The organism is Amycolatopsis regifaucium (assembly GCF_001613935.1).
GTDB lineage: Bacteria > Actinomycetota > Actinomycetes > Mycobacteriales > Pseudonocardiaceae > Amycolatopsis > Amycolatopsis regifaucium.
In genome coordinates this window covers 504,661-530,319 of record NZ_LQCI01000002.1, presented here as the reverse complement: position 1 = coordinate 530,319, position 25,659 = coordinate 504,661, and the positions used below count along the sequence as shown (strand labels likewise).

Here is a 25,659-nt window from a genome sequence, read left to right as displayed (position 1 = left end):
TCGGCAAGTCCCACAGGGAACGCACGTACTGCCATGCTTTCGGTGCTGCGGATGTCGCTCATGGCGTCGCCCACAACCAAGGGGGAACAGCAGTGGGGGAGACTTCGTCGTCGGACGGCGAGCGCTGGATGTCCCGGTTGCCGGATCGCCGCCTGGCGCGCTGGGTCGGCTTTTACCTGGATTTCCAGCGAATCGCGCCGGTGCCGGAGACGCGGACTGTGGCGGCGTTGAACTCGGTCGTGGTGGTCTTCGATCTGGACACGCCGGTTCGGTATCCGGTGGCAGGCTCGCCGCTGGCGGCGGTTTCCCCGGTCGTGGGGCTGTCGAGCAAACCGTTGACCTACACGCGGGTGGGCCGGGAGCGAGGGATCATCGTCGAGCTGACGCCGCTGGGCGCGCGGGCGCTTTTCGGTCTGCCACTGCGGGAAATCAGCTGTACCAGGGTGGGAATCGACGATCTCCTGGGCGCACGAGCCAGAGTTCTGCGGGAAGAGTTGCAGGAGGCACGGGATTCGAACCACCGGTTCCGGATCCTCGACCGGCGGTTGGCGAGCTGGCTCCTGGACGCACCGGAACTGCCCGAGCCGGTTGACCGCAGCTGGCGCAGCCTGACCATATCGGGCGGTGCGGTCAAGGTCGACGACCTCGCGAAGCGGGCCGGTCTGAGCCGGCAACATCTGGCCACTCGCTTCCACCGGGAAGTCGGGCTACCACCGAAAGTCGTCGGGAGAATCGCCCGATGCCACCACGCTGTCCGGCTCCTGACAGGCACCGACCCACCACCGCTACCACGGCTCGCCGCGCTCTGCGGATACACCGACCAGGCGCACCTCAACCGGGACTTTCGCCTGCTGATCGGTCGCACCCCGACAGCGCTACAGCGGCCTGGGAGCGCGACCGACCTCCATCTCGGCAGCCTCTTCAGCCTGCGCCCCACACCACTGACCGGCACAAACCTGGAAGCGGGCCGCCCGCTTCTCTAGCGTGGACCACGACCGGCGGTCCAGCGCGTCGGGAGGCAGCGCACCTCCGAACTGCCTCGCCGAACGCTGGATGGCACCTTCGCCGTCGGTATGAGGATCGGCCTCGGTCGGGAACGCCCGCTCATGCCCGAACACGGCCGAAGGTTGTGCTCTGCCGCTGGTGTTAGCTTCTTGACCGTGAGTCTTGATCTCGATGGTGGCGTCGAGCAGCGTCCGTCCGATTCTCCGTATGTGGAGCGGGTTTACCGCGCTGGGATGGGCGCCGTGGTGGTGCCGGCGCGGATGCGGTCCCTCGCGAACTCCAATTGGGAGCTCGTGATGTGGCGTGACCGGGGCGAGACGCAGGTGGCAGTGCGCGGCCCTGAGACGGGTCCCACTGTGCTGGACCTCGGCCCCAGCCTGGGTGAGGGGCATACGATCGGGATCATCTTCCGGCACGGCGCCTTCCTGTCGCCGATGCCGGTGCCCAAGCTGGTCGACACCGCCGTGTCGAGTCCGCACACCACGGCCCACTCGTTCATTCTGCAGGGCGAGGAATGGGAGACACCGACCTACGACAACGCCGAGGTCTTCGTGAACCGCCTGGTCCGTGCCGGATTGCTGGTGCGCGATCCGCTGGTCGCCGATGTGCTCCGCGGGGACACGGCCACTCTGGTCACACCGCGGTCGGTGCAGCGGCGGGTGGCCGCGGCGACCGGGTTGACCCAAGGCGCGATCCGGCAGATCGAGCGAGCCAGACAGGCCGTGATGTTGTTGGGCCAGGGGATGGCCGCGATCGAAGTCGTACAGCAGGTCGGATACCACGACCAACCACACCTGGCGCGCTCACTGACCCGGTTCACCGGGCGCACGGCATCCCAGCTGAGGCAGGCCAGCGGCGACGAGATGTTGTCGCTCCTGTACAAGACCGAGGTCGCTGTACGCCCCTAGAGTTCGGTCGTGACACCGGGAACGCCCGGCACACTGACATCCTGGAGGGCGAGTCATGGCAATCACGCAGATCTACGTCAACCTGCCGGTCACCGACGTGGAAGCGAGCACGAAGGTCTACGTGGCGATGGGGGGCACGGTCAATCCGGAGTTCAGCGGTGACACCTCCGTCCAAGTGGTGTTCGCCGACGCGATCGTGGTGCAGCTGATGACACGCGGGACCTTCGCGACGTTCACCAAGCGAAACCCGGCGGACGGCCCCATCGAGGTGATCAACGCACTGGCCGCCGGGTCGCGCGAAGAAGTGGACCGCCTGGCCGACGCGGCGCTCGCCGCGGGTGCCACCGAGCCTCGTGCGGCCCAGGACATGGGCTGGCTGTACAACCGGGCCGTCGACGACCCGGACGGACACTCCTGGGAGTTGCTGGCCTACAACGCGGAAGCTCTGGGCGACAACACGACCGCCGGCCAGGATTGACGCCGGGAAGGTGGGAACCGCCCACCCGCCGACCAGCCGCGCGTCAAGGACCGTAGTCGGCCGGGTCGCGGCCAGTTCCCGGCGTGCGCATCGGAACCGGCCACATCGGCAGGCGGCGTGAGCCGGGGAGGGCCGCGCCGCTGCCGAGTAGTCCCATCTCGGCATTCGTGGAGATTCACCCGCACTTCCGGGGCGGGAAACCGCACATTCAGGTGGGGTAGCACTTCATCCGGAACCAGGAAGGCCCAGATCGGCGAGCGCAACACCTGCGGTCACGACCTCCGCAATATCCCCGGCTGGCCCCAAAGCCACGCACTCGGTTTAAGTACCCCAGGGGGTGGCACTCATGGCACGGGGTGTTGTTCAGAGAACAGTAGCGCTCTGGTCCCGCCGGTTCATCCTATGTCCGGCGGGACGCAGTCAATTCCCTCGACGAACTCGGCGAGACACTCCGGTGCTCCGGCAAACTCGCTGAGGATCGCAGGGCCTTCGAAGTGGCCGTCGCACCGGCTCGAACTCGACGCCGCCACGGCGTTGGCTTTTGGGTAGGCGGGGACGCCATCGCCGCCGGATCAACGAGATCGCCCGTCACGTCATACACACGAGCGAATCCCTTCCCGCTTCGGCGGCGCATGGTCAGGGAGAGTAAGCAAGCTCGCCGCCCGCTACGAAGCCATTGTCACCGCCGCAGTGACCAACGAGTGGCTCTGACTTCGAGACCCGGCCTAGTTGGCGGTGTCTTCGAGTAGAACCACCGCTCGGGGCGTTCGTTGGTACAGCACATAGCGTCCGTCCCTGACCTTGCTGACGAGGCCCGCGCGATGCAGGGCGCTGAGGTGATAGGAGACGGTGCCCGCACTGTATCCGGTCCGGTCGGCGAGTTCCGCGGTCGACCGCGCGCTTTCCAGGTCCTCGAGCAAGGCCGCGCGTGCGGAACCGACAACCTGCGCGATCGTTCCCCTCCTGTGGTCCCGGCCTGTTCCGATCCGGGTGGCGGGATAGTAGACGACGACCTCCCCGGGAACATCCACCTGGACGATGACGTCGGGCCAGGTGAGCACGCCGGGCACGAGGACCAGTTCCCGGCCGGCGATATCGAGTTCACCGTCCCACGGCTTGGCCAAGGTGACAGCGTCACCTACCCAACCGATGTCCGGATGGATTTCTCCCAGCGCCCGGCCGACACCATGGCCGACAACGGACTTCGCGCGACGTGAGATGTCTTGGTCGACGATCGAGCCGAGTTCGGACCAGCTATCGGACAACACCACTCGCCAGAACTGAGCCAAGCCGTTGGCCAGGCGTCGTTGCAGCCGTCCGGACTCCGCGAGCCGACGGGTAGCGGCCGACAGGGGCCTGCTCCAGTGGACCTGAGTGTAGGCGAACACCTGACTCTCCAGGTCGTCCTGCGTTGTCGCTTCGATCCGCGCGATCTGCTCCTCGATCAAGTCGCCGCGCCGGGTATCCGCTCCAGGTTGCGGCGTGAGCAGGTCAGGCAGGTAAGTGTCGCCACCTCTCGGCAGCAGGTCCACGAGGAGCGCGACGTCCCGATGGGCAAGTGACGCGCGGGCGAGCGCTCCGGGATCTCCGAAGACCGGATGCCTGCCCGAGGAGGCGGTGAGTTTCAGCCAGGCCATGGACTCTGACGCCGGCGATGGCGACCAACGTGTCCTGGAGATCGTCTCGGCGTCGACCCGCAGTGTGAACACCGGCCGACGGTAACAGCCGCCGCGCCGGATTCGGACCGGCTGGAAAACTTCCGGCGGGAAACCGGAAGGCCGTGTTGCTCCTTTCGGCGTGCATGAACAGCGCGGCTAATCGCCGAGTGGCCATCTTCGGTTCCGACGCTTCGATCCGCGCGGTGACGAGCCCACCACCACCCCGAGCAGCGACTCGGCCTTCAGATAGCCGAACTGACGCGAGTCGTAGCTGTCCTCGGGATTGTCGCCGACGACGACGAACCGGCCGGGCGGCACGAGCGGCTCCTGATATCCCCACAGCACCGGTACCTCCGCGCGCGGCACCCGATCGCCGGGCGCGGCCAGTACCCGCTTGATCATCCAGGAACGCTGTTCCTCGCGCGGCCTGGCGAATACGACGAGATCACCCCGTTCGAGCGAGCGCGCGGCCATCCGGCGAACCAGCACCCGGTCGCCGGGCCGCAGCGTCGGCAACATGCTGGTGCCGTTCACGACGACGTGCACGAATCGGAAGCGCAGCCCGGCCAGGACGGCGGCGAGCGTTGCCGCGAGGACCACCGCGACCGTGCTCACGGCAGTGCCACCTCCTCGTGGTATCCCTTGGCCTGCAACGTGTACAGCCGGTGATATATCCCGCGGGAAGAAATCAGCCCGTGGTGGTCGCCGACCTCGGTGACCCTCCCGTCGGACAGTACGGCGATCACGTCGGCGTCGCGCACCGCGCCCAGCCGGTGGGAGATCAGGACGCTGGTCCGGTCGGCCCGGTGCGCGCGCAGCCGGGTGTGGATGTCGGCCTCCGCCTCGGCGTCCAGGCCCGCGCTCGGCTCGTCCAGGATGAGCAGGTCGCGCCGGTCCCGGAGGAACGCGCGCGCCAGTGCGAGCCGTTGCAGCTGCCCGCCGGAGAGCACCACGCCGGTGGACGGGTCGTCCCGGTCGATGTTGTCGGTGAAGATCCGGCTGAGCATCGTCTCGTACCCACGGGGAAGCGCCTCGATGAATTCGTGCGCACCCGCCCGCCGGGCCGCGGCACGCAGCCGTGACTCGTCGGTAAGCGCGTCGAGGTCGCCGACCGCGATGTTCTCCGCCGCGGTCAGGTCGTAGTCCATGTAGTCTTGGAACACCGCGCCGATGCGGGTGCGCAGCTCGTCCGGGTCGAACGCGCGGAGGTCGACGCCGTCCCAGTGGATCGAGCCGCGGTCCGGGTCGTAGAGCCGGCACAGCAGCTTGATCACCGTGGACTTGCCGGCACCGTTGTGCCCGACCAGCGCCAGCGCACTTCCGACCGGAATGGTGAGCGTTACGCCACGCAGCACCCACGGGTGGTCTTCGCTGTAGCGGAACCACACGTCACGCAGCTCGATGCCCCGCCGCAAGGGTGGCACCGGTATCGGCGTCGCGGACACCGGCAGGTCACCGGTCACGGCGGTGACGAACACATAGTGGTCGAACAGAAGCAGCGCCTGATGCATCCGGGCGGCCTGGTCGACACCGGACGCGAGCGCGGCCTGGATCCCGGCCACCGCCGCGACGAACACGGCCAGGTCCCCGACGCTCACCGAGCCGTTCGCGGCCGCGCCCACGACCCAGAACAACCCGTAGCCGGCGATCCCGGCGGACAGCACCGCGAGCAGCCCCTGCACCCGCAGCTCCCGGCGGTCCAGTACCCGTTCGGCCCCGTAGATCCCGCGCAGCTCGGTCACCATCCGGGTGCGAAAGAACCGGCCGAGCCCGAACAGCCGGACCTCCTTGGCCGCCCGCGGACCGGACAACAGCTGCGCGTAGAAGAGTTCGCGCCGCTGCGCCGGCTCGACCTCCCACATCATCCGGGCCCGCTGCCGTGCCAACGCGAACTCGGCGATCCCGACCGGAAGGGCACCGATCAGCACGATCACGGTCACGAACGGCCCGATCAGCAGCAGTGACACGGCGAAGCCGATCACGGTGATCGCGCCCCTGGCCAGTTCGACCACGCCGGACAGCACCGACGGCGGGCTGGCCCGGCCCGCGTCGGCGGCCAACTGCAGCCGGTCGTGGAAATTCGGGTCCTCGAGCCTGCGCAGCCCCCGAAGTCGTTCCAGTGCACCGAAAAGCCGGTCGCGAGCGAGGATCCCGACCGACCGGTCGAGTTCGGCACGCAGGTATCGCTCCACGTTCGGTAGCACGGCGGCGCACACGCCGACCAGGACCAGCGCGAGCGCGAGGCTCACGAACGACCGGCCGGAGCCGGCCGCGATCCCGTCCAGGACGGTCCTGGTCAGCCACGCCACCGCCACCGGCGCGGCGCCGGCCAACAGCGCGACCGCGAGCTGCCCCGTCGCCGCGGCGGGGTTGGCGGCGAACGCGAGCACGATCGCGGCGCGCAAGTGGCGAACCCCCGCGCGAACCGGATCGACCGCACTCATGCGGGCTGATGCTGCGGGAGATCCGCCACCGAGTGCGAGGACTGCATCACCGAACCGTCCACGACCACGACGAACGCGGGGTAACCGCGCGTCTTGAAGGCTTTCTGGACCGGACCGGTCAGCTCGGCTTCGGTGACGATCCGGCCGAGGCCACTGAGCGCCGAATGGTACTTCGCACCGCCGGTTTCACTGGTGATCACGATGAGCGTCCGCTCGGGACCGCCGGGAAAGGTTCCCGTGTAATCGACAAAGGGCGTCAGTTCTTGCTCGCACGCCGGACAGTCCGGGGAGAAGAACGCGACTAGATTCGCACCGGCGAGGTCGTCGGCCGACACGGTCGCACCATCCACAGTGGTCGCGGTGAACGGTGCCACCAGCTCGCCGGGTGCGGCGATGGCCGTCTCACCGGGTGCGGCTTGCAGCGCGGTCAGCCGGGCGGTGTGGTCACGCAGCCGGCGGATGACGCCGAGGGTGAGCACGAGGTCGAGCAGGCACAGCATCCCGACGAGCGCGACGGCGACGGACAGGACGGTCATGAGGGGATCCCTTCGTGATGGTGGAGGGCGGCGGCCCACCCAGGAAAAGGTCGGCGAGGGCGTCGAAGCTGATCACCAGCGAGGCCACGACGACGCCGGCGCCGGCGGCCAGGAGCAGTGCGGCCGGATCGCTCCCGACGTCGTCGCGACCCGGCAGGACGAGCGCGAGGACGGCGAGCACGATCAGCAGTGCGTTGCGCACCAGATGACGAGCGCCCAGCGGAGTGGCCGAGCCGCCGAAGCACCGGCATGACGCCGTAACGCCCCGGCGCAGGGCTGCGGCGATGGCCACCGTGAACGCCGTGCACAGCGCACTGGCCGCCAGCAGCCCGACGGTAGCCGTGTTCGGCACGACCAGCCCCGCGACGACGAGAAGCTCGGCGACGACCACCGAGACGGCCAGTGAAGTGCCGTGACCGCGCGCGGCCGGTACCAGCTCGACGGTGGCCCGGCGGAATGCCGCGAACGACTCCCGATTCCGGGACTTGGACATCGCGGACATCGCGAACACGACGATGAGCGCGCACCGGCAGCCGAATACGACGTAGCACATCATTTCTCCCGACGGGGGAGGGGCGGCGGAAGGAGCCCACCGCCCCGGAGACGGAAAATCAGCCGCCGCAACAACTTTCGGCCATCTGGCAACTACCGCATACGCCGTTGCAGCAACGGCGATACCGCTGGATGCAGTTCAGGCAACCGCCGCAGTTCGGGTAAGTGCACGCGGCGGTGGTGGCCGCGTCGGCGACGATCGGGACGAACACGCTCAGGACGCGCTCACCCAGCCGTTCCATCAATTTGACCATCGAATCCTCCTGATCAGCAGTCGAGGAGCAGGTGGCAGCCGCACCCCGCACAAGAGCGGTATCTGGCCTGGTGGTTCCGGCAGTAACAGAAGATCTGCGCGCTGGCTCCCATGCCACCCGCCTGCGCCTCGACGACCGGAACGATCTTGCTGAGCAGCCGATCGCCGAGTCTGCCTAATTTCGCCATCATGTGAGTTCTCTTCCTGTGGTGCCCACACCACTTCGAATTCCCCTGGTTACTCCTCCGGGCGAGCGGTATTCCGGAACCGCTCCCGTTTCACGCAACCACGAGCCGTTAACTTTTCACTAAGGACGCTCGGATATTCGCGATCGTGCGGGTCCGAGAATGATGTTCCAGAGAGCCAGGAGATAACCCGTACGGGTGTCCCGGCCATAAGTCCTGCTAGGGGTGAGGTCTACCTGTCGCTGGTGCAGATGCTGGGGATGTAGCCAGACCACCCGGCATATCCGTTGTGGCGCATGACCCCGTCCTGGACCAGGATCCATCCGTTCATGCCGGTGTAGCCGCACGCCTTGTAGCCCGCGCCGACGACCAGCTTGCGGCATGGGAACGTCTCTCCGGCGAAGACGTCGAAGATCTTCGGGGACGCCGCGTCGGGCCGGGCCCTGGCGACCACGGTTTCGTGGACATCGACCCATGACCCGGTGCACTGGCCGCCCGCCATGACGGTCGAGCCGCCGTTCTCCGCCGCGACACCGGTTCCGGACGCCACGGCCGAGGCCGTCAACACCGCGGCCGTCAGGGCTGCCAGGGGAAACAGCTTCGATTTTCGCATTTCTTCCCTTTCGTATGCCGCCGCTACAGCGGCGCGAGTGATGAGCAGAATCGCCGGTCGCCGATTCGGCGCCTGGCCTCCTTGCGGTGATTTCTCGCGAACATGGCTACTCAACCGGGTGCGAGCCGGAAACCGGAAAGCATTCGAACCAGTTCAAATCCGCCACGGTGACTGCTGCGGCCATGGGACGTACCGTCTCGATCGATTCTGAACAACTCGGACGCGCGGCGGCCTGCTGTCGTCCGGCTGGTCCAGCTATCGAGGGGTAAGGCGAATGTGGCGTGCGCGGCATCGCGCTCGTCGGGTCCGTGAAGGCCTCCTTGCCTACCCTGAAGGTAGGGAAGGGGCCCTTCGCTACCGGACACTGGAGGTCACGAAAGAAGCTTTCGCGACACGCCAGATTTGCCTTACGGGTCAATAACCGCAGTCAGTTGCAGAAAGTCGCACCACTATGTGACGAGGTTTGCCGATCTCGCCGAATTCTTCCAGCCGTCGGCCGCTTCGCCGAGGTCTACGGCATCGCCTGTGGTCCGTCGGCCTGGCGGTGGCTGTCGTGCTGTGTTGTGCTTGCGGTCCGGAGCATGGTGGCGATCAGAATGGCCCCACCGGCTGTTACGACAGCGCTGACCATCGCCGCGATCCGCATTTCGTGGGTGAAGGCGTGGAAGGCGATGCTCCGCAACGCTTCCCCGGTCTGGTGCGGTAGGGCCAGGGCGGTGTCGATGGCTCCGCCCAGCGTTTCCTCGGCTGCCGCCAGCTGTGAAGGGTCGAGGGCGGCCGGGGCTCGTGAGGTGAGCTGTGCGCGGTAGACGGCGGTGCCGATGCTGCCCAGGATCGCGATGCCCAGCGCGCCGCCGAATTCGGCGGAGGTCTCCGCCAGGGCGGAGGCGGCACCGGCTCGCTCCGGTGGCGCGGCGGACAAGATCACTTCAGTGACGACGGCGGCCACGCCGCCGATGCCGAGCGAGACCACGGTCAGGGCGCCGACCAGATGGACGATGCCCGAGTCGGTGCGGATCAGGGACAGCACGGTGTATCCGGCGGTCGCCACCACCAGGCCGGCGATCATCACGGTGGGCTTGCCGATCCGGTGCCCCATCGCGGTGGCCAGGGCGATACCCACGGGCATCACGAGGAACGTGGGGAGCGACCACAAAGCGGACTCGAAGGGGCTCATGCCGAGCACGAGCTGCATGAACTGCCAGTTGAACAGTGAGAAGCCGATCACGGCGAAGGTGTTCAGTGCGTTGACGAGCAGTGGCACGGTGAACCGGCGCGTGCGGAAGAGTGCGAGGTCGAGCATCGGGTTCGTGGTCGTGCGCTGGCGACGGATGAACAGCACGCCCACGGCGAGGCCGGCGAGGACACTGACGGCCGAGGTCCAGTCGAAGCCGTGTTCAGCCATCAGTTTGATGCCGTAGATCACGGCGAGGATGGCGACCAGCGACAACAAGGCGCCGAGCAGGTCGAATCGGCCTGGCTTCGAGTCGCGGTATTCGGGCAGCAGCACCGGTCCCAGTACCAGCAGCAGGATCATGACGGGGACGTTGATGAGGAAGACCGAGCCCCACCAGAAGTGTTCCAACAGCAGGCCGCCGATGATGGGGCCGACGACGGCGCCGCCCGCGAACCCGGCCGTCCAGACGCCGACAGCGGTGGCTCGTTGCCGGTCGTCATGGAACATGTTCCGGATCAGGGAAAGGGTCGAAGGAGCCAGTGTGGCCCCCGCGATTCCCATGAGTGCGCGTGCCGCGATCAGCACTTCGGGGCTGGACGTGCAGGCGGCCAGGACCGAGGCGATACCGAAGGCCGCGGCGCCGGTCAGGAGTACTCGCCGTCGTCCGACGCGGTCTCCCAGAGTGCCCATCGTGATCATCAGGCCGGCCAGCAGAAAGCCGTAGACGTCCATGATCCACAGGAGTTCCGAGCTGCTCGGCTGGAGGTCGGCCGTCAGGGACGGGAGCGTGACGAACATGACGGACAAGTCCATGGACGCCAGCACGCACGGCAGGACCAGGACGGCGAGCCCGACCCACTGCCTGGTGCCGGCTCTTTTACGTTCTTCGATCATGTCTTTTCTGCTCCGAACTAATTTCGTCACATTGCTGTGTACTTAATACGCGTTGGCGCGTACAAGGTACACATGCACCCGCGATGGAGGGCAATCCATTTAACGATCCACAGAAGAGACCTGGTCAGCGAGTTTCAGTTAACGCAGGGTAGAATTTCGACACGCGTTCGAAGGTTGTGACGAAAAGGGAGACTGGTGACGGTGTCGGCCTGTGTGGCGTGCGGAAAGACGCTCAAGTCCGCGGAACGGGGGCGCCCGCGGCGCTATTGCTCCCGTGCCTGCCAGGCACGGGCTTACCGGGCACGGCGAACAGAAGACCCGGTCGACGTCCCGGAAGAAGACGCCAACGCGCCACAGCTCACGATCGAGCGCATCGTGCGGGCGGGGATCGAGGTCGCGGACGCCGAAGGGCTTGACGCGCTGTCGATGCGCCGGGTCGCCACAGACCTCGGAGCGAGCACCATGGCCCTGTACCGGCACGTGACGTCCAAGGACGAACTGGTGGCTCTGATGGTGGAGGCCGCGCTCGCCGACGCCCCGCTGCCCGATACGCCGCCGCGTGACTGGCGGCACGGTCTCGAACGCGCCGCCTATCGCGATTGGGAGCTCTACCACCGCCACCCGTGGATCCTGTCGAAGGTCCTCGTGACGACCCGTACACACTCCAGCCCGGCCCTCGCGGCCGACAGCGAGAGCGCCTTCTCCTCCTTTGACGGACTCGGCCTCGAACCCGCGGACGCCTTCCGCCACATGTTCACCTTCGCCTCCTATGTACAGGGTGTGGCCCTGACCTACGTCAGCGACGTGGAGGCGGAACGTCAGGCGCGAATCACCGGGTCGCGGCCGGCGCACCCTCGGGACGATGAACGCCGCCGGATCTTCGACCATGGCGCGTACCCGCGGCTCGCCCCCGCGATGCGCGCGGGCGCCGACCCCTGGAACCTCGACGCCTTGTTCGCCGCGGGTCTCGACGGTGTCCTGGACGGCATCGCGGCCGAGTTCGAACGGCGGGGCATCGGCGCCTCCGTCACGGCGGACGGCTCCGTCGCGCAGCCCAAGAGGTCCGCGGCCGACCAGGCCGACCCCAAGAGTAGATAAGCGAGCACGCGAAGACTCACGACGTACAGGCGGGCACGACTCGCACTTCGCCGGTTCGGTGACCGTACGGGCGTCGTTCGGCAGGGCGCGTTATCGGCCGAGGTCCGCTCCGTCGTGCTACATCCGCGCCGAGGTCGGGTCGAAGTAGCAGAACAGCATCCGGCCCGCCCCGTCGCGGATCTCGTAGCGAACCCTGGCGCGGAACAGGAAGCTGCGAGCGGTCAGGTCCGGTATCCCGTCGGTCCGGACGGTGAAGGGCGCGTCGAGGCCGACGCCCAGACAGGCGATCGCCGAGGAGTGGGGACCGAGGCGCAGTAAGGGGCCGAGGTAGAAGGCATGCCCGAGCGCAAGCCACAACCGTACGGGGGCGCACGTTTGTGGAAGTGCCGGAGCAGCCATGTGATCGAGAACAACCGTCGACCAAGATCAGCTCGCCCGGAAGAGGTGCCTATATGCAACAGCCCGAGCAGTTCGTCACAGAATTCATCGACTTCTGGAACGACTCATCTCCCCGGTGAATGCCAGGGATCTTGCACCCGGACATCGTGTTGACCCAGCCATTGACCGCACCGGTGCGCGGGATGGCGGCCGCGCGGGAAGAGTTCCGGCGGATCTGGCGCCTGCTGCCCGACTTGCGCGTTCAGGTCGACAGGTGGCGCGGCGACTCGGAGATGGTGTTCATCGAACTCCGGCCGCGCGCTCACGTCACGCGTGACCTGATCGAATGGCCTGCCATCGACCGGATCGTCTTGCGCGACGGCAAAGCGATCGAGCGGATGACCTACTTCGACCCTCTGCCGCTGCTGCCGGCGATACTCAAACATCCCTCGCTATGGCGCCGCTGGTGCATATCCGGAGCGGCCCGACCGTGGCGCACCGGGCATCGTATAGCCGACTACACCGGGCAGGCCAACGCGACAGAGAATTGAACCCCGAATTTCACGGTTCAACTCCACCGCATTTCCCCAAGGCTGTTTCGAGCCGCTCATTAACCACTGTCCGGTCGGGAAGCCGGTCAGCTGTTCGTAGCCCGGTGATCGAGGTATTCGATGCTGCATCCGTCCAGTCGCTGCGCGGCGTCGGACGCGTGGGCCGAGCAGAGTGAGCCGGTCACGCCGTCGCGGTCGGTGGCGATCGCCGCGGCCGGTTCGGTGCAGGGGGTGTGCAGCCGGTCGTAAGTCCAGGTGTTGCCGCAACCGGTGGCGGTGCACCAGGCCCGGTCTTCGAGCGAGCGCAAGGTGACGCCGTGGTCGGGGCAGATGCCCCAGGGGACGTCGCAGAGGTGGGGATCGCGGGATACGCGGACGCGGGTCAGGTACTCGGCGGTCCGGGCGATCTCGCCGATGTAGTCGGCCAGGTCGTGGGTGGCCTTGTTCATCGGCTGGGCGAGGCGTTGCACGTGCCCGTCATCCGTGGCTTCCAGGCGGGCGGCGATTTCCGCGGTCCGCTCGGCGAGAGCGTCGGCCTCGGCGGCCAGGGCCCGTAATTCGGCTGGAACAGGTTCCGGTGCCGTTGGTTCAGACATTGTTGTCCTCGTTGGTGCGGTGGCGTGGAAGCGTTGCGGGATAAGGACGTGGTCCCAGTCCGGGGCGCCGGGTCGGACGACGAGTGGCTCAGAACCAGTGGGCGCGGCCGCCCACCTTGCGTCCCGTGCTGCCGAGGATCGCGAGCACCACACCGGCGACGGCGACGACGGCGCCGATGGTGGTCAGCACGGGAATGTCGACGATCAGGCCGATCACGAGAATGATGACTCCGAGCACGATCATGGTCACTCACTTTCTGAAGCGGCCGGAGGAATCCGCCGCGACAATGGGGCTCGCCCCGGAATGCCCGCGCCGACGTCACGTCAAACGCCGGGCGCGACGGTCTGAGTCGTGAAGTACCGCGGGAGGAAAGGGGTTCCGAGTTTGAGTGAGCGATATCCGTGGTACTGGAGACATCATTACCGTCTTCCCGCGGAGGGTGCTCGTGCAGATCGAAGTCAACACCGACCACAACGTCCATGGCGGCGAGGGACTGGCCACCTACGTGAAAACGGACCTGGCGAGCACCCTGGCCAGATTCGGCGGTTGGTTGACCCGGGTGGAGGTGCACCTCAGCGACAATGGGGGCACCAAGCCGGAAGACAAGAAGTGCGTGATCGAAGCACGTCCCGGGAGCAAACAGCCCGTGGCGGTCACGCATCACGCGACGACGGTGGACGACGCGTACGCCGGGGCGGCGCACAAGGTGAAGAGTGTACTGGATTCCCTGTACTCCCGCGCCCACGACCACAAGGGCGCGGAGAGCATCCGCCACATGGCGCCCCCGGAAAACCCTGAGCAGGTCGGCGTGATCGACGATCCACAAGCCCCGACCTCTCCCTGACGCTCGTCGCAGGGCGGGGTGCGTAGGCTCTCGTCGCACCCCGCTCGGTGAAGGTGACCGGGAAGCTGGAATACCGACGGTGCGCGGCACGTCCTCGACGGGGAACAGTGGGAGCCCGTGGTCAGCGTCGCCCGTCTTTCAGGAGTTCGACGGCCAAGGCCGCGAGGTCCCGAGCGCCGTGATGCTGCCGGACGTAGACCATCAGATCGGCCAGCTGCCGGGGCAGCCGTCGATCGCGGCAGAGTGCCGTCGGCCCGGTGATCTCCGGTGCGATGTCCAGGACCTGCCGGGCCGCGTGCTCGACGGCGGCCCGGCAGAAGCCGGTCAGCAGGGGCAGGTCCTCGTCCTGTTCGGTGTCGACGACTTCCGCCGTCCGCACGAGCAGCGCGTCGGCCTGGTGGAGGGCGGTGTGCAGTGCGCCGAGGTGGGCGTACTGGTGGTCGTCCGCCGCGCCGCGGGCGCGCAGGTACGCCGTCACCGAGTCCACGACGGCCGCACAGCCGCCGAGCCACACCGCGGCGACGCCCGCGCCGCCAAGGCCGAACCCCGGCCGGGACAAGTACCAGCCCGGCTCGGCGACGATATGGTCCGAGGTCATCGGGACTCCGTCGAACCGGACGTCACCGCTGTCGGAGGCGTCCATCCCGATCGCCTGCCACGTTTCCGGCAGTGGCTGGACGCCCGGCTCGTCCAGGCCGACTTCCAGCAGGATCGGCGGCCCGTCCTCGTAATCCGCCATCACCAGGGCACGGTCGAGGACTTGAGCGCCGGTGCAGAATCGGACGGTACCGGTGAGCGCACCGCCCACGACGGCCGCGCCGGTACCGCCCGAACGGGCGGCCCAGACGCCGTACAGCGCGTCCGGCACGGGCTCCCGGCCGGCTTCGGCCAGAATCGCGAGAGCGTCCGTATGGCCCTCCGCGAGCCGGCCGAGCACCAGGTCGCGACGCCCCAGTCCGGCGAGCGTCGTCCAGCGGCCCCACGTGTCGCCTCCACCCGGCAGCGGCAGGTCGAGGACCCCGTTCTGCATCAGCAACCGCACCATGGCGGTGATGGTCTCGACGGTTCTCGGCTCCGGCAAAGGTTCCGGTGCGGCCGGTTCGAGCAGGGTCTTCATCAAGGTCCGATTCCTCAGGCGTTCATCACACGTTCGGCCCGCTCCCAGACACGGTGCAGCCCCACGGAACTCACCAGCTCGGCGGAAAACGGTTCGGCGACCTCGTCGGCGAGCACGATTCCCGGTGCGTCGACGTCGATCCCGGCGTCGGTCAGCACTTGACGCCCGTCACCCCAAGCACCGATGACCTTGCAGTGACGGAACATCTCCTGCAGCAGCACGGTCAGCTTGATGTCGTGCAGTCCGGCCGCACCGCCGGCGACCACCACCGCGTCGAACTCGATGGAGCGGGCGGTGAGGAACGTCCTCGCCACCGGCTGTCGTCCGCCTCCGCGCTCCAACGTTCCGCCGACCGGCGCCAGAACCCGCAGAATCGCGCCCTGGTCCTCGACGGTCCGGCGGAGTTCGCCGATCCCGCCGAGATCGGCGCCGGACGTCGCCACCACCCCGATGATGCGGCCCGCGATCGGGCCGGGCCCCGCCGGGATCTGCGACAGCGCGGCGGAAGGAGTGACGTCCGCGGCCGGGGTGCCCAGGGGAGCGGCGAGCCCGAGTCCTTCAGCGACCGCCGCGCACAGTTCGGCGTCGACCTGGGCCAGCGATTCGAGGACACGTTCCTGGATCGACTGGGCGAAGCACTTTCCCAGCTCGAACGTGAACGCTTCGATCAAGTGGATCTTCTCGATCCGGGACATGCTCTTCCAGAAGAGCGTGGCCTGCGAGAAGTGATCGTCGAACGACACCGGGTTGGCCCTGACCTTGGGGCCTCCGACCGCGATGGGCCGGTGGACGTAAGCGCCGTCGGCTTCCGTGGTCGTCGCCGGCAGCGCGTCGTCGACGCTGTTGGGCAGATAGGGGGCCTGTCCGTGGTGGATGAGGGTTTGATGCATCCCGTCGCGCAGGTTGTCGTTGACGGCCACGTGCGGGCAGTTGATCGGCAGTTGCGTGAAGTTGGGGCCGCCGAGCCGGGTGAGCTGAGTGTCCAGATAGGAAAACAGCCTCGCCTGCATCAGCGGGTCGTCGGTCACCTCGATGCCGGGCACCAGGTTGCCGGTGTGGAAGGCGACCTGTTCGGTCTCGGCGAAGTAGTTGGTCGGGTTCCGGTCCAGCGTGAGCTTGCCGACCAGCTGGACCTCGGCGAGCTCTTCCGGGACGATCTTGGTCGGGTCGAGCAGGTCGATCCCCTCGAACATCTCGTCATCGGAATCCGGCATGACCTGGAGGCCGAGCTCGTACTCCAGGGGAGCCCCGGCATCGATGCCGTCCGCCATGTCCCGGCGGTGGAAGTCGGGATCGGCGCCGGCGGCGATCTGAGCCTCTTCCCACACCAGTGAGTGCACACCGGCCACCGGTTTCCAGTGGAACTTCACCAGGCTGGTCGCGCCTTCGGCGTTGACCAGCCGAAAGGTGTGCACTCCGAAGCCCTCCATGGTCCGATAGGACCGAGGGATTCCGCGATCGGACATGGCCCACATGACGTGGTGCGTCGCCTCGGTGTGGAGGGAAACGAAGTCCCAGAAGGTGTCGTGCGCGGTCTGTGCCTGAGGGATCTCCCGGTCCGGGTGCGGTTTGCCCGCGTGGATGACGTCGGGGAACTTGATGCCGTCCTGGATGAAGAAGACCGGCATGTTGTTGCCGACCAGGTCGAAGTTCCCCTCCGCCGTGTAGAACTTCACCGCGAATCCGCGGACGTCCCGGACGGTGTCCGCGGACCCCCGCGAGCCCAGCACTGTCGAGAACCGCACGAAGACGGGGGTCTCCCGGCCCTCCTCCAGAAAACCGGCCTTGGTCACCGACGCCGCGTTGCCATAGGCGCGAAAAGTGCCGTGTGCCGCCGCACCGCGTGCGTGGACCACCCGCTCCGGGATGCGTTCATGGTCGAAGTGGGTGATCTTCTCGCGAAGGTGGAAGTCCTCCATGAGCGACGGCCCCCGCGGGCCCGCCTTCAGCGAGTGGTCGGTGTCCGAAAGCCGGACTCCCTGAGCCGTCGTCAGGTGGTTGCCGCGCTGCCCCTCGCCCGACCGGCCGGTCCGCGCGTTCGATTCGCCTTCGGCCGGTGCTGACTGCTCGCGCTGACGTTCCGGGGGCATGATTCTCCTTGCCGAGAGGGGTGGTGCCCGGCGGATACCCCCTATTGATCGTCTTTAAGCGACCGGTACGGCAACCCGTTCGTGTATCAAGTCAGTCGGCTCACGGCTCGTCCGCGGTGCGGCGTTCGACGACCTCGGTGGCGCCTCGTTTGCTGAACGCCGCCCACAGGTTGAAACCCACCACCCCGACGCAGAGAGCGGCCCACAGCCAGACGAATCCGTTGCCGCGGCCGATTCCGCTGAGCAGAACGAACGCCAGCATCGCCATCCCGCCCACGGCGCCGAACAAGGCGACAGGCTTGGAGGGTTTCACGTTGTACGACGCCACCGGGCGGCTCCTCACGTAGGACGGATCATGGCGAGACCGTGGTGCCCTCGTCCGGTGCTGGCCAAACTCGGCCTACTTCGTGGATGGTGATGTTGGACCGTTCGTCCTAAAGCGCGCTACGGCGAACGGACGTCGCCACTGTCAGCAGCCGGGGTGGTAACCCCTTGCCCGGGACGCGGACCCCGCCCACGTGCGGCGGCTCTCCGATGAGATCGCGAGCCGCAAGCGGACCTGACCCGAAGCCATCGGCCGGATCCCCACGGCGGGTCCGGCTGGGTCGAGCGTGGCTGTGCCAGGCGGTGGTTCCGCTGCGGCTTGCGCTTTGGCCGGTTCGTGGGTGGCTATCGCCAACCGGATCGTCATCGGTGGGCTCCCGGTTCGCCGGCGCCGGAAACCCGCGCCCGGGCGGGCGTGGTGGCGGTGAGGACGGGTGCGCCCGTGGCGGTGATGACGTCGTCGGGGGTGACTTCGGGCGCGGTTTCGATCAGCTGAAGTCCCGCCTCGGTGACGTCGAGGACGCCGAGGTCGGTGATGATTCGGTTGACGCACCCGCGGCCGGTGAGCGGCAAGGTGCATTTCTCCACGATTTTGGGGCTGCCGTCGCGGGCGGTGTGCTCGGTGAGGGCGACGACGTGGCGAGCGCCGTGAACGAGATCCATGGCGCCGCCCATGCCCTTGATCATCTTTCCGGGAATCGTCCAGTTGGCGAGGTCGCCGTCGGCGGAGATCTGCATGGCGCCGAGGATCGCGGTGTCGATGTGGCCGCCTCGGATCATGCCGAAGGAGTGCGCGGAGTCGAAGAAACTGGCGCCGGGGAGGGTGGTGACCGTTTCCTTCCCGGCGTTGATGAGATCGGGGTCGACCTCCGGGTCACTGGGGTAGGGGCCGGTGCCGAGGATGCCGTTCTCGGAATGGAGCACGACGTGGACTCCCGCCGGGATGTGGTTGGGAACCAGAGTGGGCAGGCCGATGCCGAGGTTGACGTAGCTGCAGTCGGCGAGTTCGGCGGCGGCGCGGGCCGCCATTTGGTCACGTGTCCACGGCATCAGTCGGCGGTCCTCTCACTGGTGGTGCGGCGTTCGATGGGTTTGTCCGCGGCTTGCTCGGGGGTGAGTGCGACGACGCGTTGGACATGGATTCCCGCCACATGGATCTGGTCGGGGTCGAGGGTCCCGGGTTCGACGAGTTCTTCCACTTCCGCGATGGTGACGCGCCCGGCGGCCGCGGCCAGCGGGTTGAAATTGGCCGCGGAACGGTGGAAGACCAGATTCCCGTGCCGATCGCCGCGATAGGCGTGCACCAAGGCGAAATCACAGACGGTGGCTCGTTCGAGGACATATTCGCGGCCATCGAATTCGCGGGTCTCGCGCGGCGGGGAAGCGATCGCGACCGTGCCGTCCCCGGCATAGCGCCAGGGCAGACCGCCGTCGGCGATCTGGGTGCCCACTCCCGCTGGGGTGAAGAACGCGGGAATGCCCGCGCCCCCGGCGCGCAAACGCTCGGCGAGCGTGCCTTGGGGGATGAGTTCGACTTCGAGTTCGCCTGCCAGGTATTGGCGGGCGAACTCCTTGTTCTCGCCCACATAGGACGCGACGACCCGTGCGACACGGCCGGATTCCAGCAGCACTCCGAGTCCTCGTCCGTCCGTGCCGCAGTTGTTCGACACGAGGCTCAGCCTGGACGCTCCGGTCCCGTGCACGGCGTGGATGAGGGTCTGGGGTATGCCGCAGAGTCCGAAGCCGCCGACGGCCAGGGACGCTCCATCGTGGACATCTGCCACGGCCTCGGCGGCGGTGGCGACGAGCTTGTTCATGGGAAAACCGCTCCTGATGGGGTCATGGGTGCTTCCCGGCCGGGGCGAGCGGACACTTTCGGCCCCGGCCGGGAAGGGTGGTCGGTGAGGTGGCTACGGGCAGGTGCGGTCGATGACGTAGTAGTTCGGCCCGGTTTGCCGCAGTTTCGTCGACACGTAAAGGGAGTTGACGCCGAGGTTCTGGTTGGAGCCGTTGGCCAAGGCGTAGCCGTAGCTGTCGTGCGCCCGGCCGTCGACCACGTGGCCGTGATTCGAGGACGAGAAGCATTGACCGGACGGCGTGCTGGTGGGCGGCGCCGTGGTGCTGGTCGGTGTCCCGGTGGTGGGGGTGGGCGTGCCGGTCGGCGGGTTCTCGTGCGCGATGATGAACGCGCGCATCGCGGCGAGCGCGGTGGCGTCCTTGACGATGGTGAAATGCGTCGGTGCCGTGGCCCCGGAGAGCAGGTAGTTGTCGTCGGCACCGGCGAGTTTGGCGGTGTCGTACGGTGCCGCGTTGATGTCCTTGACCGATCGGATGGTCATGTAGGCGACCTGAGGGTGGCCCGGTACCTCGGTGCCGGAATTGAGTTCACGCAGGAACGGGGAGTTCGCGGAGCCGAACTGCTGACAGGACACATAGAACTGGCAGCCGTTGTTGGTGGTTCCGTGCTGCGGACCGGCGTAACCGATGTACTGCGAAACCTTGTCCGCGCCGCCGAGGTTCTTGATGTAGTAGCGGGCCGCCAAGGTCGAGGCGGACCAGGTCGCGAGCACGACCTTCGACGCCCCGGTCTGCGTGCGTACCTGATCGACCTTCGTACCCAGTTCCTGGGCGGCCTTGGCCAGGTCCTGGGTCATGCTGCTGCTGTCGGTCCAGGTGAACAGCCGGTTCGCCGCCCACCCGTTGGACTGCAGATTCGCTTTCATCGGGTCCATATTGGACGGTGTGCCGGTCATGCCGGGGATCATGATCACCGGGTCGTGGGTCGCGGCGGCGGTGGTTTCCGCGCTGGCCGAGTACGACGTCAACGCGACCACCGTCGTGGCCACCGCGACCAGTGCGGCGGACGCCGCGGCCAGTAGTCGTTTCCGTCGGTCCGGGCGGTTTTCTGATGCGAAAGACGGCTGAGTGTTCGCAGGCATCATTGCCTCCTTGAGCTACGGTACTTGCGCGTAATCGCTTGAAGCGTTTCGTGCACTCGGTGCGTGAAGGGCCGTTTGATCCGAGGTGGCAACACTGTAAAGACAGCGCCCCCCGGTAGCGGTATGTGCGGACCGCACACTCTTGCGTGGCCACGGATGTGTCCTCTGTCGCCTTGTCCCGCCGCGGGCTGGCGAATCACTCGGGGAGTGACAGAGGAACACTGCCGAGGGCACAGGAGTGTGTCATCCGCCTATTTGTGCGGTGGTCCGGCGCTCATACCGTGGTGCTCACTCGCAGTTGTCGCACTGTCGACGCAGCACCGGCAGAAGTCACCGGCCCATCACAGGGCGATCCTGAAGGAAGTCATTCAGTGACCCGTTTCGGCATTATCGGCGGCGGTCTCATGGGCCACGGCATCGCTGTCGCCTTGGCCAAGGCCGGCCACCAGGTCGGTGTCTTCGACATCGATCCCGTTGTCCTGTCGAGCCTCGACGACCGTGTCGGCCAAGCACTGTCGCGCATCGGGGTTCCGCCCGGACAGGCCGGCACGGTGCGGGATCTCGTCGCACCGGTCGCTTCGCTGCCGGAACTCGCGCGGCGGTCGGAGATCGTCGTGGAGGCGGTGTCGGAGCGCTTGGCGGTCAAGCACGACGTGCTGGCCGCCCTCGAGTCCGACATCGCGCCGGACACGCCGATCTGGACGAACACGTCGGTGCTCTCGATCAGCAAGGTGGCCCACGCGATGGCGCACCCGCAGCGGCTGGTCGGAGTGCACTGGTGGAACCCGCCTTATCTGATTCCCCTGGTGGAGATAGCGCCTGGCGCGAGCTCTGACGCCGACGTCGTCGAACACGCCTACGACCTGATCACCTCGCTGGGCAAGACCACGGTCCGGCTTCACCGGGACATCCCGGGGTTCATCGGCAACCGCCTGCAGTTCGCCCTGGTGAGAGAGGCGCTCTACCTGCTCGACGAGGGCGTGTGTGAGCCGGAGACGATCGACACGGTCGTTCGTGCCAGCCTGGGGCTGCGCTGGGCGACCGTGGGGCCGATGGAGAACGCCGACTACATCGGACTGGACCTCACCCGCGCGATCCTGGCGAACCTGGCGCACGACCTGTCGACCCAGACGAACTCGTTCCCCACCCTCGACCAGCTCCTGGAGCAGGCGCGCACCGGCCGTCCCACGGGGAGCGGGTTGCTCACGTGGCCGGACGGACGCGGCGACGAGGTGGCCGCGCGGCTGGAAGCCGGGATCCGCCGAGGCCTGTCCGCGAACTGACTCTCGCGATCTCGATCAGCGAAAGGTCGCCCTGGCCACAAGGTGTTGACGGGCCGTCGCCCGACAGGAGGATCGATGCGGTCGAAAGGTGAATCCCTGCTGCGGCTGCTGCAGCAGGACGCCGACATCAGTGCCTTCGACACCGCCGTGACGCGGGCACGGGCGGCGAACGTGCCTCCCGACGAACTCGCCGAGGTCGAGCGTGAACGCGCGATCGCGTTGCAGCTGCGCGAAACCCTCATCCGGCACCGCCGCAACGAAGCCGAACTGCAACTGCTCAACGACACGGCCAACGATCTCGCGTCGATCCGCGACCTCGATTCGATGCTGCAAGCCATCGCCGACCGGGCCCGAAGGCTGCTGGAATGCGATCTGGCCTACATCAGTCTCAGCGACAGCGATCGCGGCGACTGCTTCATCAAGGCCGCGTCCGGGAACGTCTCCGGGCTGCTGGTCGGATTGCGCCTGGCGCCCGGCTGCGGACTCGGCGGCATGGTCGCCCGCACGGGTGAGCCCTACAGTGTGGCGTCCTACCGGCGGGACAGCGCTCTCACCCATACCGAGCCCGTCGACCGGACGGTCACCGCCGAGGGCATCGAATCACTCCTCGGTGTCCCGGTGAAGCTCGAACAAGAGGTGATCGGTGTCCTGCTCGCGGCGCACCGTGCGGTACGGACGTTCAGCAGTCGCGACATCAACGCGCTCAGCATGCTCGCCAATCACGCCGCCGTCGCGATCCAGAACTCCCGGCTCCTGACCGCCGCCCAATCCGCGGTCGAGGATCTGCGCGTCGCCAATTCGACCATCGGTTCCCACGTCGACGACCTGGAACGCACCGCTGAGGTGCACGAGCGCCTCACCAAACTGGTCATCCAAGGCAAGGGGGTCGACGAGGTCGTCCAAGCGACCGCCGCCGCGGTTCCCGGTGAGGTCGTGATCGTGGACGAACACGGCGTCGCGATCGCCACCTCGGGCGAAGACGGTGACGCGCCGCTGATGGAGCTGGCCGAAATCGGCGTCGAGGCCCGCCGATCCGGTCACACCCTCGTGCGGGACCACCTGTGCGTCGTCCCGATGATCACCGAGTCCGAGCCCTTGGGCACCATCGTCCACATCGGCCCGTCGACCATCAGTGACACCGACCGGCGCATCTTGGAGCGGGCCGCGCTGGTGGCCGCGCTGGTCCTGGTCACCCGGCGGCGGATGGCGGAAGCCGAAGCGCGGGTGCGCGGCGAACTGCTCGGCGAACTACTCACCCAGCAGACCCAGGACTACGACCTGCTGCGGCGCCGTGCCGCGATCCTCGGCGTCGATCTCGACACCTGCCAGGTCATGGTCGTCGCGCATCTGGAAGGCCCCGCTCGCGAGCGGATCTACCCCGCCATCGCCGCGCTGGCCCGCCGGTTCCGCGGTCTGGCCACCCATCATCACGACGCGGTGGTGCTGTTGGCGCCCGGGGACGAACCGCGCGCGGTCGCTCGCACCGCCTCACGCGAGCTCGCCCGCGCCTCCCGCCACCGGGTCACCTCCGGCGTGGCCCGGGTGCCGCACCCGACCGCGATCATCGCGGCGCATGACGAAGCCACCAGATGCGTGCGCGCCCTGCTGGCACTCGGCCGCCACGGTGACACGGCCGAGGCGGGCGACCTCGGTTTCGTCGGAACCTTGTTCAACGGCCAGCCCGATCTCAGTGGGTTCGTCAACGCCACCATCGGACCGATCCTGGACTACGACCGGGTGAACCGGACCGATCTCCTGCACACGCTCGAAGTCTTCTGCGCCACGAACCACAACGCCCGCACCACCGCGCAGACGCTGCATCTGCACCACAACACCGTGTCCCAGCGTCTCAGCCGCATCAGCCATCTCATCGGCGAAAGCTGGCGTAACGCGGATCAGCTGCTGGAGATCCAGGTCGCCTTGCGCCTGTTCAAGGTCACCGAGGCCGCGAGCACCAACACACCACGGGTGTCACCCCGGAACAGGCAATGACCGGATCCAGTGTGCCGCGCGCACATCGCGATGAACGGTCGTCGCTGCCTAGCCTGATGCCCGCCCCAAGGAACAGCCGATGGAGGTCGTCATGAAGGTCTTCCGAACAGCCGCGATGGTGACCCCGTTGCTCGCCACCCTCGCCATGCCGCTCGCGGCACACGCTCAGCAGTCCGCGTCCGGGCACTGCGCCGGTCTCGACGGCCTCGAAATTCCCGCTGCCGCGATCAGCCTGCCCACCTCCGGCGGTCAGGTCACCGCGACCCGGCTGGTCGCCGCTACCGCGACCACCGGTGAATACTGCCTGGTCGATGCCGCGATCCGGCCCGTGGACCCGGCCGCCCCACCGATCAAGATGCAGGTGGCCCTGCCGACCCAGTGGAATCGTAACGCGCTGATGTTCGGTGGCGGCGGCTACAACGGAACCATCCCCAACGTCGCAGGCAATGTCCCGTTCGGGCCCGCCGACCGACCCGTACCGCTCGCCCGCGGCTACGCCGTTTTCGCCAGTGACTCCGGGCATCAGGCGACGCCGGGATTCCCGCCGAGCACCACCCTCGACGGATCGTTCGGCCTCAACGACGAAGCGGTGCGGAATTTCGCGGGCGACGCACTGAAGAAGACCAGGGACGCGGCGCTCCATCTCATCGGTGAGCGGTACGCGGGCGCGCTGCCGGAACACGGCTATTTCGCCGGGGGCTCCACCGGCGGCCGGGAAGCGCTCGCCGTCGCCCAACGCTGGCCCACCGCGTTCGACGGGGTGATCGCGGTCTATCCCGCGTGGAACGCCGCCGGCCTCGACCTGTTCTTCGGCTACGAAACACAAGTCCTTTCCCAGCCAGGCGCGTTTCTCAACCCGGCCGAACAAGCCCTGCTCTACCGCGGCGTCCTCGCCGCCTGCGATCACCGCGACGGCCTCACCGACGGCGTCGTGTCCAATCCGGACGGTTGCCGTTTCCAGCCCCGGACCCTGCGCTGTCCCGGCGGAAAGGACACCGCGGACAGCTGCCTGTCCGACACTCAGATCAACGCGGTCGTACGGATTTCCTCGCCGGTGTACTGGAAGTACCGCCTCGGCAGCGGGGAACGCGGCTACCCGGGATTCCCGTTCCTGTCCGGCGCCAAGATGAGCACTCCACTGCTCGGCATGGGAACCCGGGCACCGGCCCACCCGATGCCGACGACCGCCGGCTACGGGCCGCAGTTCTGGGACCAGTGGACGCGGTACTTCGTCACCCAGGACCCGTCCTTCGATTCGCTCACCCTCGACCCGCTGGCCCCCGGCGAATGGCAGCAGCGGATCAGCGACCTGTCGAAACTGCAGGACGTCAACGATCCTGATCTGCGTCCCTTCGCCCGGGCGGGTGGCAAGCTCCTGCTCCTGCACGGCGCCGCCGACGAGCTGGTCAGCGCACGCTCCACCGCCGAGTACTTCCGACGCGTACAGCGCACCGTGGGCCGGCAAGCCACCGACCTGTTCGCCAGGTTCTACCTCGTGCCCGGTGCCAACCATGTCAACGTCGGCGCGGCCTTCGCCGCCGGGTGGGATTCGCTCAGCGCACTGGAAACCTGGACCTCGGAAGGGAAAGCGCCCGTTCAGCCGACGGTCACCGACGTCAACGCCGGGGCAGGGCAACGCACCCGGCCCTTGTGCCGGTACCCGACGTGGCCCCGCTACACCGGCGGTGACCCGGACGACGCCCGGAGCTTCACCTGCCAGAGATGACCTCTCTCCCCAGTTGA

General features: G+C 67.5%; 27 protein-coding genes. 9 read left to right on the top strand and 18 right to left on the bottom strand.

Annotated elements, in window-relative coordinates; all coding sequences use genetic code 11:
* The first annotated feature begins 92 nt into the window (after positions 1-92).
* The 3 genes from AVL48_RS03630 to AVL48_RS03620 all read left to right on the top strand — a co-directional run bounded on the left by AVL48_RS03630 (position 93) and on the right by AVL48_RS03620 (position 2,391).
* Positions 93-983 carry a helix-turn-helix domain-containing protein gene (locus AVL48_RS03630; RefSeq protein ID WP_061983597.1) on the top strand — a complete coding sequence of 297 codons (891 nt, stop codon included), beginning with the start codon at positions 93-95 and terminating at the stop codon, positions 981-983.
* Positions 984-1,160: 177 nt separating this feature from the next.
* A complete protein-coding gene (locus AVL48_RS03625; protein WP_061983800.1) occupies positions 1,161-1,913 on the top strand; it encodes an AraC family transcriptional regulator in 753 nt (250 codons plus the stop codon).
* A 55-nt stretch (positions 1,914-1,968) separates the two neighbouring features.
* Positions 1,969-2,391 carry a VOC family protein gene (locus AVL48_RS03620; RefSeq protein ID WP_061983598.1) on the top strand — a complete coding sequence of 141 codons (423 nt, stop codon included), beginning with the start codon at positions 1,969-1,971 and terminating at the stop codon, positions 2,389-2,391.
* Between the two features lie 725 nt (positions 2,392-3,116).
* Here the strand turns inward: AVL48_RS03620 and AVL48_RS03615 are convergent.
* The 9 genes from AVL48_RS03615 to AVL48_RS03580 all read right to left on the bottom strand — a co-directional run bounded on the left by AVL48_RS03615 (position 3,117) and on the right by AVL48_RS03580 (position 10,703).
* Positions 3,117-4,100 (bottom strand): ArsR/SmtB family transcription factor, encoded by a 984-nt coding sequence (locus tag AVL48_RS03615; RefSeq protein WP_061983599.1) that lies wholly within the window; start codon positions 4,098-4,100, stop codon positions 3,117-3,119.
* A 105-nt stretch (positions 4,101-4,205) separates the two neighbouring features.
* A complete protein-coding gene (gene lepB / locus AVL48_RS03610) occupies positions 4,206-4,664 on the bottom strand; it encodes a signal peptidase I (RefSeq protein ID WP_061983600.1) in 459 nt (152 codons plus the stop codon).
* Positions 4,661-6,493: an ABC transporter ATP-binding protein gene (locus AVL48_RS03605; RefSeq protein ID WP_061983601.1), complete on the bottom strand. Its 1,833-nt coding sequence runs from the start codon at positions 6,491-6,493 to the stop codon at positions 4,661-4,663. The genes lepB and AVL48_RS03605 overlap by 4 nt, the downstream gene beginning before the upstream one ends.
* Complete coding sequence (locus tag AVL48_RS03600) at positions 6,490-7,029, bottom strand: redoxin domain-containing protein (RefSeq protein ID WP_061983602.1); 540 nt, start codon at positions 7,027-7,029, stop codon at positions 6,490-6,492. The genes AVL48_RS03605 and AVL48_RS03600 overlap by 4 nt, the downstream gene beginning before the upstream one ends.
* Positions 6,938-7,582 (bottom strand): MauE/DoxX family redox-associated membrane protein, encoded by a 645-nt coding sequence (locus AVL48_RS03595; protein ID WP_061983603.1) that lies wholly within the window; start codon positions 7,580-7,582, stop codon positions 6,938-6,940. Before AVL48_RS03595 ends, AVL48_RS03600 begins: the two co-directional genes overlap by 92 nt.
* Positions 7,583-7,640: 58 nt before the next feature.
* Positions 7,641-7,835 (bottom strand): hypothetical protein, encoded by a 195-nt coding sequence (locus tag AVL48_RS03590; protein WP_061983604.1) that lies wholly within the window; start codon positions 7,833-7,835, stop codon positions 7,641-7,643.
* A 13-nt stretch (positions 7,836-7,848) separates the two neighbouring features.
* Complete coding sequence (locus AVL48_RS38880; RefSeq protein ID WP_156515756.1) at positions 7,849-8,025, bottom strand: hypothetical protein; 177 nt, start codon at positions 8,023-8,025, stop codon at positions 7,849-7,851.
* 226 nt (positions 8,026-8,251) lie between these two features.
* Positions 8,252-8,632: a hypothetical protein gene (locus AVL48_RS03585; protein WP_061983605.1), complete on the bottom strand. Its 381-nt coding sequence runs from the start codon at positions 8,630-8,632 to the stop codon at positions 8,252-8,254.
* A 511-nt stretch (positions 8,633-9,143) separates the two neighbouring features.
* On the bottom strand, positions 9,144-10,703 hold the full coding sequence (locus tag AVL48_RS03580) for an MFS transporter (protein ID WP_061983606.1): 1,560 nt from the start codon (positions 10,701-10,703) through the stop codon (positions 9,144-9,146).
* Between the two features lie 195 nt (positions 10,704-10,898).
* Here AVL48_RS03580 and AVL48_RS03575 point away from each other — a divergent pair, with 195 nt between their 5' ends.
* Positions 10,899-11,801 carry a TetR/AcrR family transcriptional regulator gene (locus AVL48_RS03575; protein ID WP_082857533.1) on the top strand — a complete coding sequence of 301 codons (903 nt, stop codon included), beginning with the start codon at positions 10,899-10,901 and terminating at the stop codon, positions 11,799-11,801.
* A 117-nt stretch (positions 11,802-11,918) separates the two neighbouring features.
* On the opposite strand, the gene AVL48_RS03570 is transcribed toward AVL48_RS03575, so the two are convergent.
* A complete protein-coding gene (locus AVL48_RS03570; protein ID WP_143104750.1) occupies positions 11,919-12,200 on the bottom strand; it encodes a hypothetical protein in 282 nt (93 codons plus the stop codon).
* 131 nt (positions 12,201-12,331) lie between these two features.
* On the opposite strand from AVL48_RS03570, the gene AVL48_RS03565 reads away from it, so the two are divergent.
* The gene (locus AVL48_RS03565) at positions 12,332-12,730 is read left to right on the top strand and encodes a nuclear transport factor 2 family protein (RefSeq protein WP_063823064.1); all 399 of its coding nucleotides are present in this window, start codon (positions 12,332-12,334) and stop codon (positions 12,728-12,730) included.
* Positions 12,731-12,816: 86 nt separating this feature from the next.
* Here the strand turns inward: AVL48_RS03565 and AVL48_RS03560 are convergent, their stop codons facing one another.
* Entirely contained in the window at positions 12,817-13,326 is a 510-nt protein-coding gene (locus tag AVL48_RS03560) for a hypothetical protein (protein WP_143104751.1), read from the bottom strand.
* 88 nt (positions 13,327-13,414) lie between these two features.
* Positions 13,415-13,570 carry a hypothetical protein gene (locus AVL48_RS39460; RefSeq protein WP_167386329.1) on the bottom strand — a complete coding sequence of 52 codons (156 nt, stop codon included), beginning with the start codon at positions 13,568-13,570 and terminating at the stop codon, positions 13,415-13,417.
* Between the two features lie 145 nt (positions 13,571-13,715).
* On the opposite strand from AVL48_RS39460, the gene AVL48_RS03555 reads away from it, so the two are divergent.
* Positions 13,716-14,171 carry an HPF/RaiA family ribosome-associated protein gene (locus AVL48_RS03555; RefSeq protein WP_248846467.1) on the top strand — a complete coding sequence of 152 codons (456 nt, stop codon included), beginning with the start codon at positions 13,716-13,718 and terminating at the stop codon, positions 14,169-14,171.
* A gap of 121 nt (positions 14,172-14,292) precedes the next feature.
* On the opposite strand, the gene AVL48_RS03550 is transcribed toward AVL48_RS03555, so the two are convergent.
* From AVL48_RS03550 to AVL48_RS03525, 6 genes are all read right to left on the bottom strand, one after another.
* Entirely contained in the window at positions 14,293-15,288 is a 996-nt protein-coding gene (locus AVL48_RS03550; protein ID WP_061983609.1) for an acyl-CoA dehydrogenase family protein, read from the bottom strand.
* 14 nt (positions 15,289-15,302) lie between these two features.
* Positions 15,303-17,378, bottom strand: a complete 2,076-nt coding sequence (locus AVL48_RS03545) for a catalase (protein WP_061983610.1) — start codon at positions 17,376-17,378, stop codon at positions 15,303-15,305.
* 100 nt (positions 17,379-17,478) lie between these two features.
* On the bottom strand, positions 17,479-17,706 hold the full coding sequence (locus AVL48_RS03540) for a hypothetical protein (protein WP_061983611.1): 228 nt from the start codon (positions 17,704-17,706) through the stop codon (positions 17,479-17,481).
* A gap of 359 nt (positions 17,707-18,065) precedes the next feature.
* Positions 18,066-18,752 carry a 3-oxoacid CoA-transferase subunit B gene (locus AVL48_RS03535; RefSeq protein WP_061983612.1) on the bottom strand — a complete coding sequence of 229 codons (687 nt, stop codon included), beginning with the start codon at positions 18,750-18,752 and terminating at the stop codon, positions 18,066-18,068.
* Positions 18,752-19,519 carry a CoA transferase subunit A gene (locus AVL48_RS03530; RefSeq protein ID WP_061983613.1) on the bottom strand — a complete coding sequence of 256 codons (768 nt, stop codon included), beginning with the start codon at positions 19,517-19,519 and terminating at the stop codon, positions 18,752-18,754. Before AVL48_RS03530 ends, AVL48_RS03535 begins: the two co-directional genes overlap by 1 nt.
* Before the next feature lie 93 nt (positions 19,520-19,612).
* A complete protein-coding gene (locus AVL48_RS03525) occupies positions 19,613-20,641 on the bottom strand; it encodes an esterase/lipase family protein (protein ID WP_061983614.1) in 1,029 nt (342 codons plus the stop codon).
* Positions 20,642-21,012: 371 nt separating this feature from the next.
* Here AVL48_RS03525 and AVL48_RS03520 point away from each other — a divergent pair, with 371 nt between their 5' ends.
* The 3 genes from AVL48_RS03520 (at position 21,013) to AVL48_RS03510 (ending at position 25,642) form a co-directional block, all read left to right on the top strand.
* A complete protein-coding gene (locus AVL48_RS03520) occupies positions 21,013-21,924 on the top strand; it encodes a 3-hydroxyacyl-CoA dehydrogenase family protein (RefSeq protein ID WP_061983615.1) in 912 nt (303 codons plus the stop codon).
* Between the two features lie 75 nt (positions 21,925-21,999).
* Entirely contained in the window at positions 22,000-23,916 is a 1,917-nt protein-coding gene (locus AVL48_RS03515; protein WP_061983616.1) for a helix-turn-helix domain-containing protein, read from the top strand.
* 91 nt (positions 23,917-24,007) lie between these two features.
* The gene (locus AVL48_RS03510; protein ID WP_244162287.1) at positions 24,008-25,642 is read left to right on the top strand and encodes a tannase/feruloyl esterase family alpha/beta hydrolase; all 1,635 of its coding nucleotides are present in this window, start codon (positions 24,008-24,010) and stop codon (positions 25,640-25,642) included.
* Positions 25,643-25,659: the final 17 nt, after the last annotated feature.

Bases quoted from the DNA above. Each gene is read 5' to 3' on its own strand.
- AVL48_RS03620 (WP_061983598.1), top strand. From the start codon at position 1,969: ATGGCAATCACGCAGATCTACGTCAACCTGCCGGTCACCGACGTGGAA.
- AVL48_RS03605 (WP_061983601.1), bottom strand. From the start codon at position 6,493: ATGAGTGCGGTCGATCCGGTTCGCGCGGGGGTTCGCCACTTGCGCGCC.
- AVL48_RS03600 (WP_061983602.1), bottom strand. From the start codon at position 7,029: ATGACCGTCCTGTCCGTCGCCGTCGCGCTCGTCGGGATGCTGTGCCTG.
- AVL48_RS03595 (WP_061983603.1), bottom strand. From the start codon at position 7,582: ATGTGCTACGTCGTATTCGGCTGCCGGTGCGCGCTCATCGTCGTGTTC.
- AVL48_RS03590 (WP_061983604.1), bottom strand. From the start codon at position 7,835: ATGGTCAAATTGATGGAACGGCTGGGTGAGCGCGTCCTGAGCGTGTTC.
- AVL48_RS38880 (WP_156515756.1), bottom strand. From the start codon at position 8,025: ATGATGGCGAAATTAGGCAGACTCGGCGATCGGCTGCTCAGCAAGATC.
- AVL48_RS03585 (WP_061983605.1), bottom strand. From the start codon at position 8,632: ATGCGAAAATCGAAGCTGTTTCCCCTGGCAGCCCTGACGGCCGCGGTG.
- AVL48_RS03580 (WP_061983606.1), bottom strand. From the start codon at position 10,703: ATGATCGAAGAACGTAAAAGAGCCGGCACCAGGCAGTGGGTCGGGCTC.
- AVL48_RS03570 (WP_143104750.1), bottom strand. From the start codon at position 12,200: ATGGCTGCTCCGGCACTTCCACAAACGTGCGCCCCCGTACGGTTGTGG.
- AVL48_RS03560 (WP_143104751.1), bottom strand. From the start codon at position 13,326: ATGTCTGAACCAACGGCACCGGAACCTGTTCCAGCCGAATTACGGGCC.
- AVL48_RS39460 (WP_167386329.1), bottom strand. From the start codon at position 13,570: ATGATCGTGCTCGGAGTCATCATTCTCGTGATCGGCCTGATCGTCGAC.
- AVL48_RS03550 (WP_061983609.1), bottom strand. From the start codon at position 15,288: ATGAAGACCCTGCTCGAACCGGCCGCACCGGAACCTTTGCCGGAGCCG.
- AVL48_RS03545 (WP_061983610.1), bottom strand. From the start codon at position 17,378: ATGCCCCCGGAACGTCAGCGCGAGCAGTCAGCACCGGCCGAAGGCGAA.
- AVL48_RS03535 (WP_061983612.1), bottom strand. From the start codon at position 18,752: ATGCCGTGGACACGTGACCAAATGGCGGCCCGCGCCGCCGCCGAACTC.
- AVL48_RS03530 (WP_061983613.1), bottom strand. From the start codon at position 19,519: ATGAACAAGCTCGTCGCCACCGCCGCCGAGGCCGTGGCAGATGTCCAC.
- AVL48_RS03525 (WP_061983614.1), bottom strand. From the start codon at position 20,641: ATGCCTGCGAACACTCAGCCGTCTTTCGCATCAGAAAACCGCCCGGAC.
- AVL48_RS03515 (WP_061983616.1), top strand. From the start codon at position 22,000: ATGCGGTCGAAAGGTGAATCCCTGCTGCGGCTGCTGCAGCAGGACGCC.
- AVL48_RS03510 (WP_244162287.1), top strand. From the start codon at position 24,008: ATGAAGGTCTTCCGAACAGCCGCGATGGTGACCCCGTTGCTCGCCACC.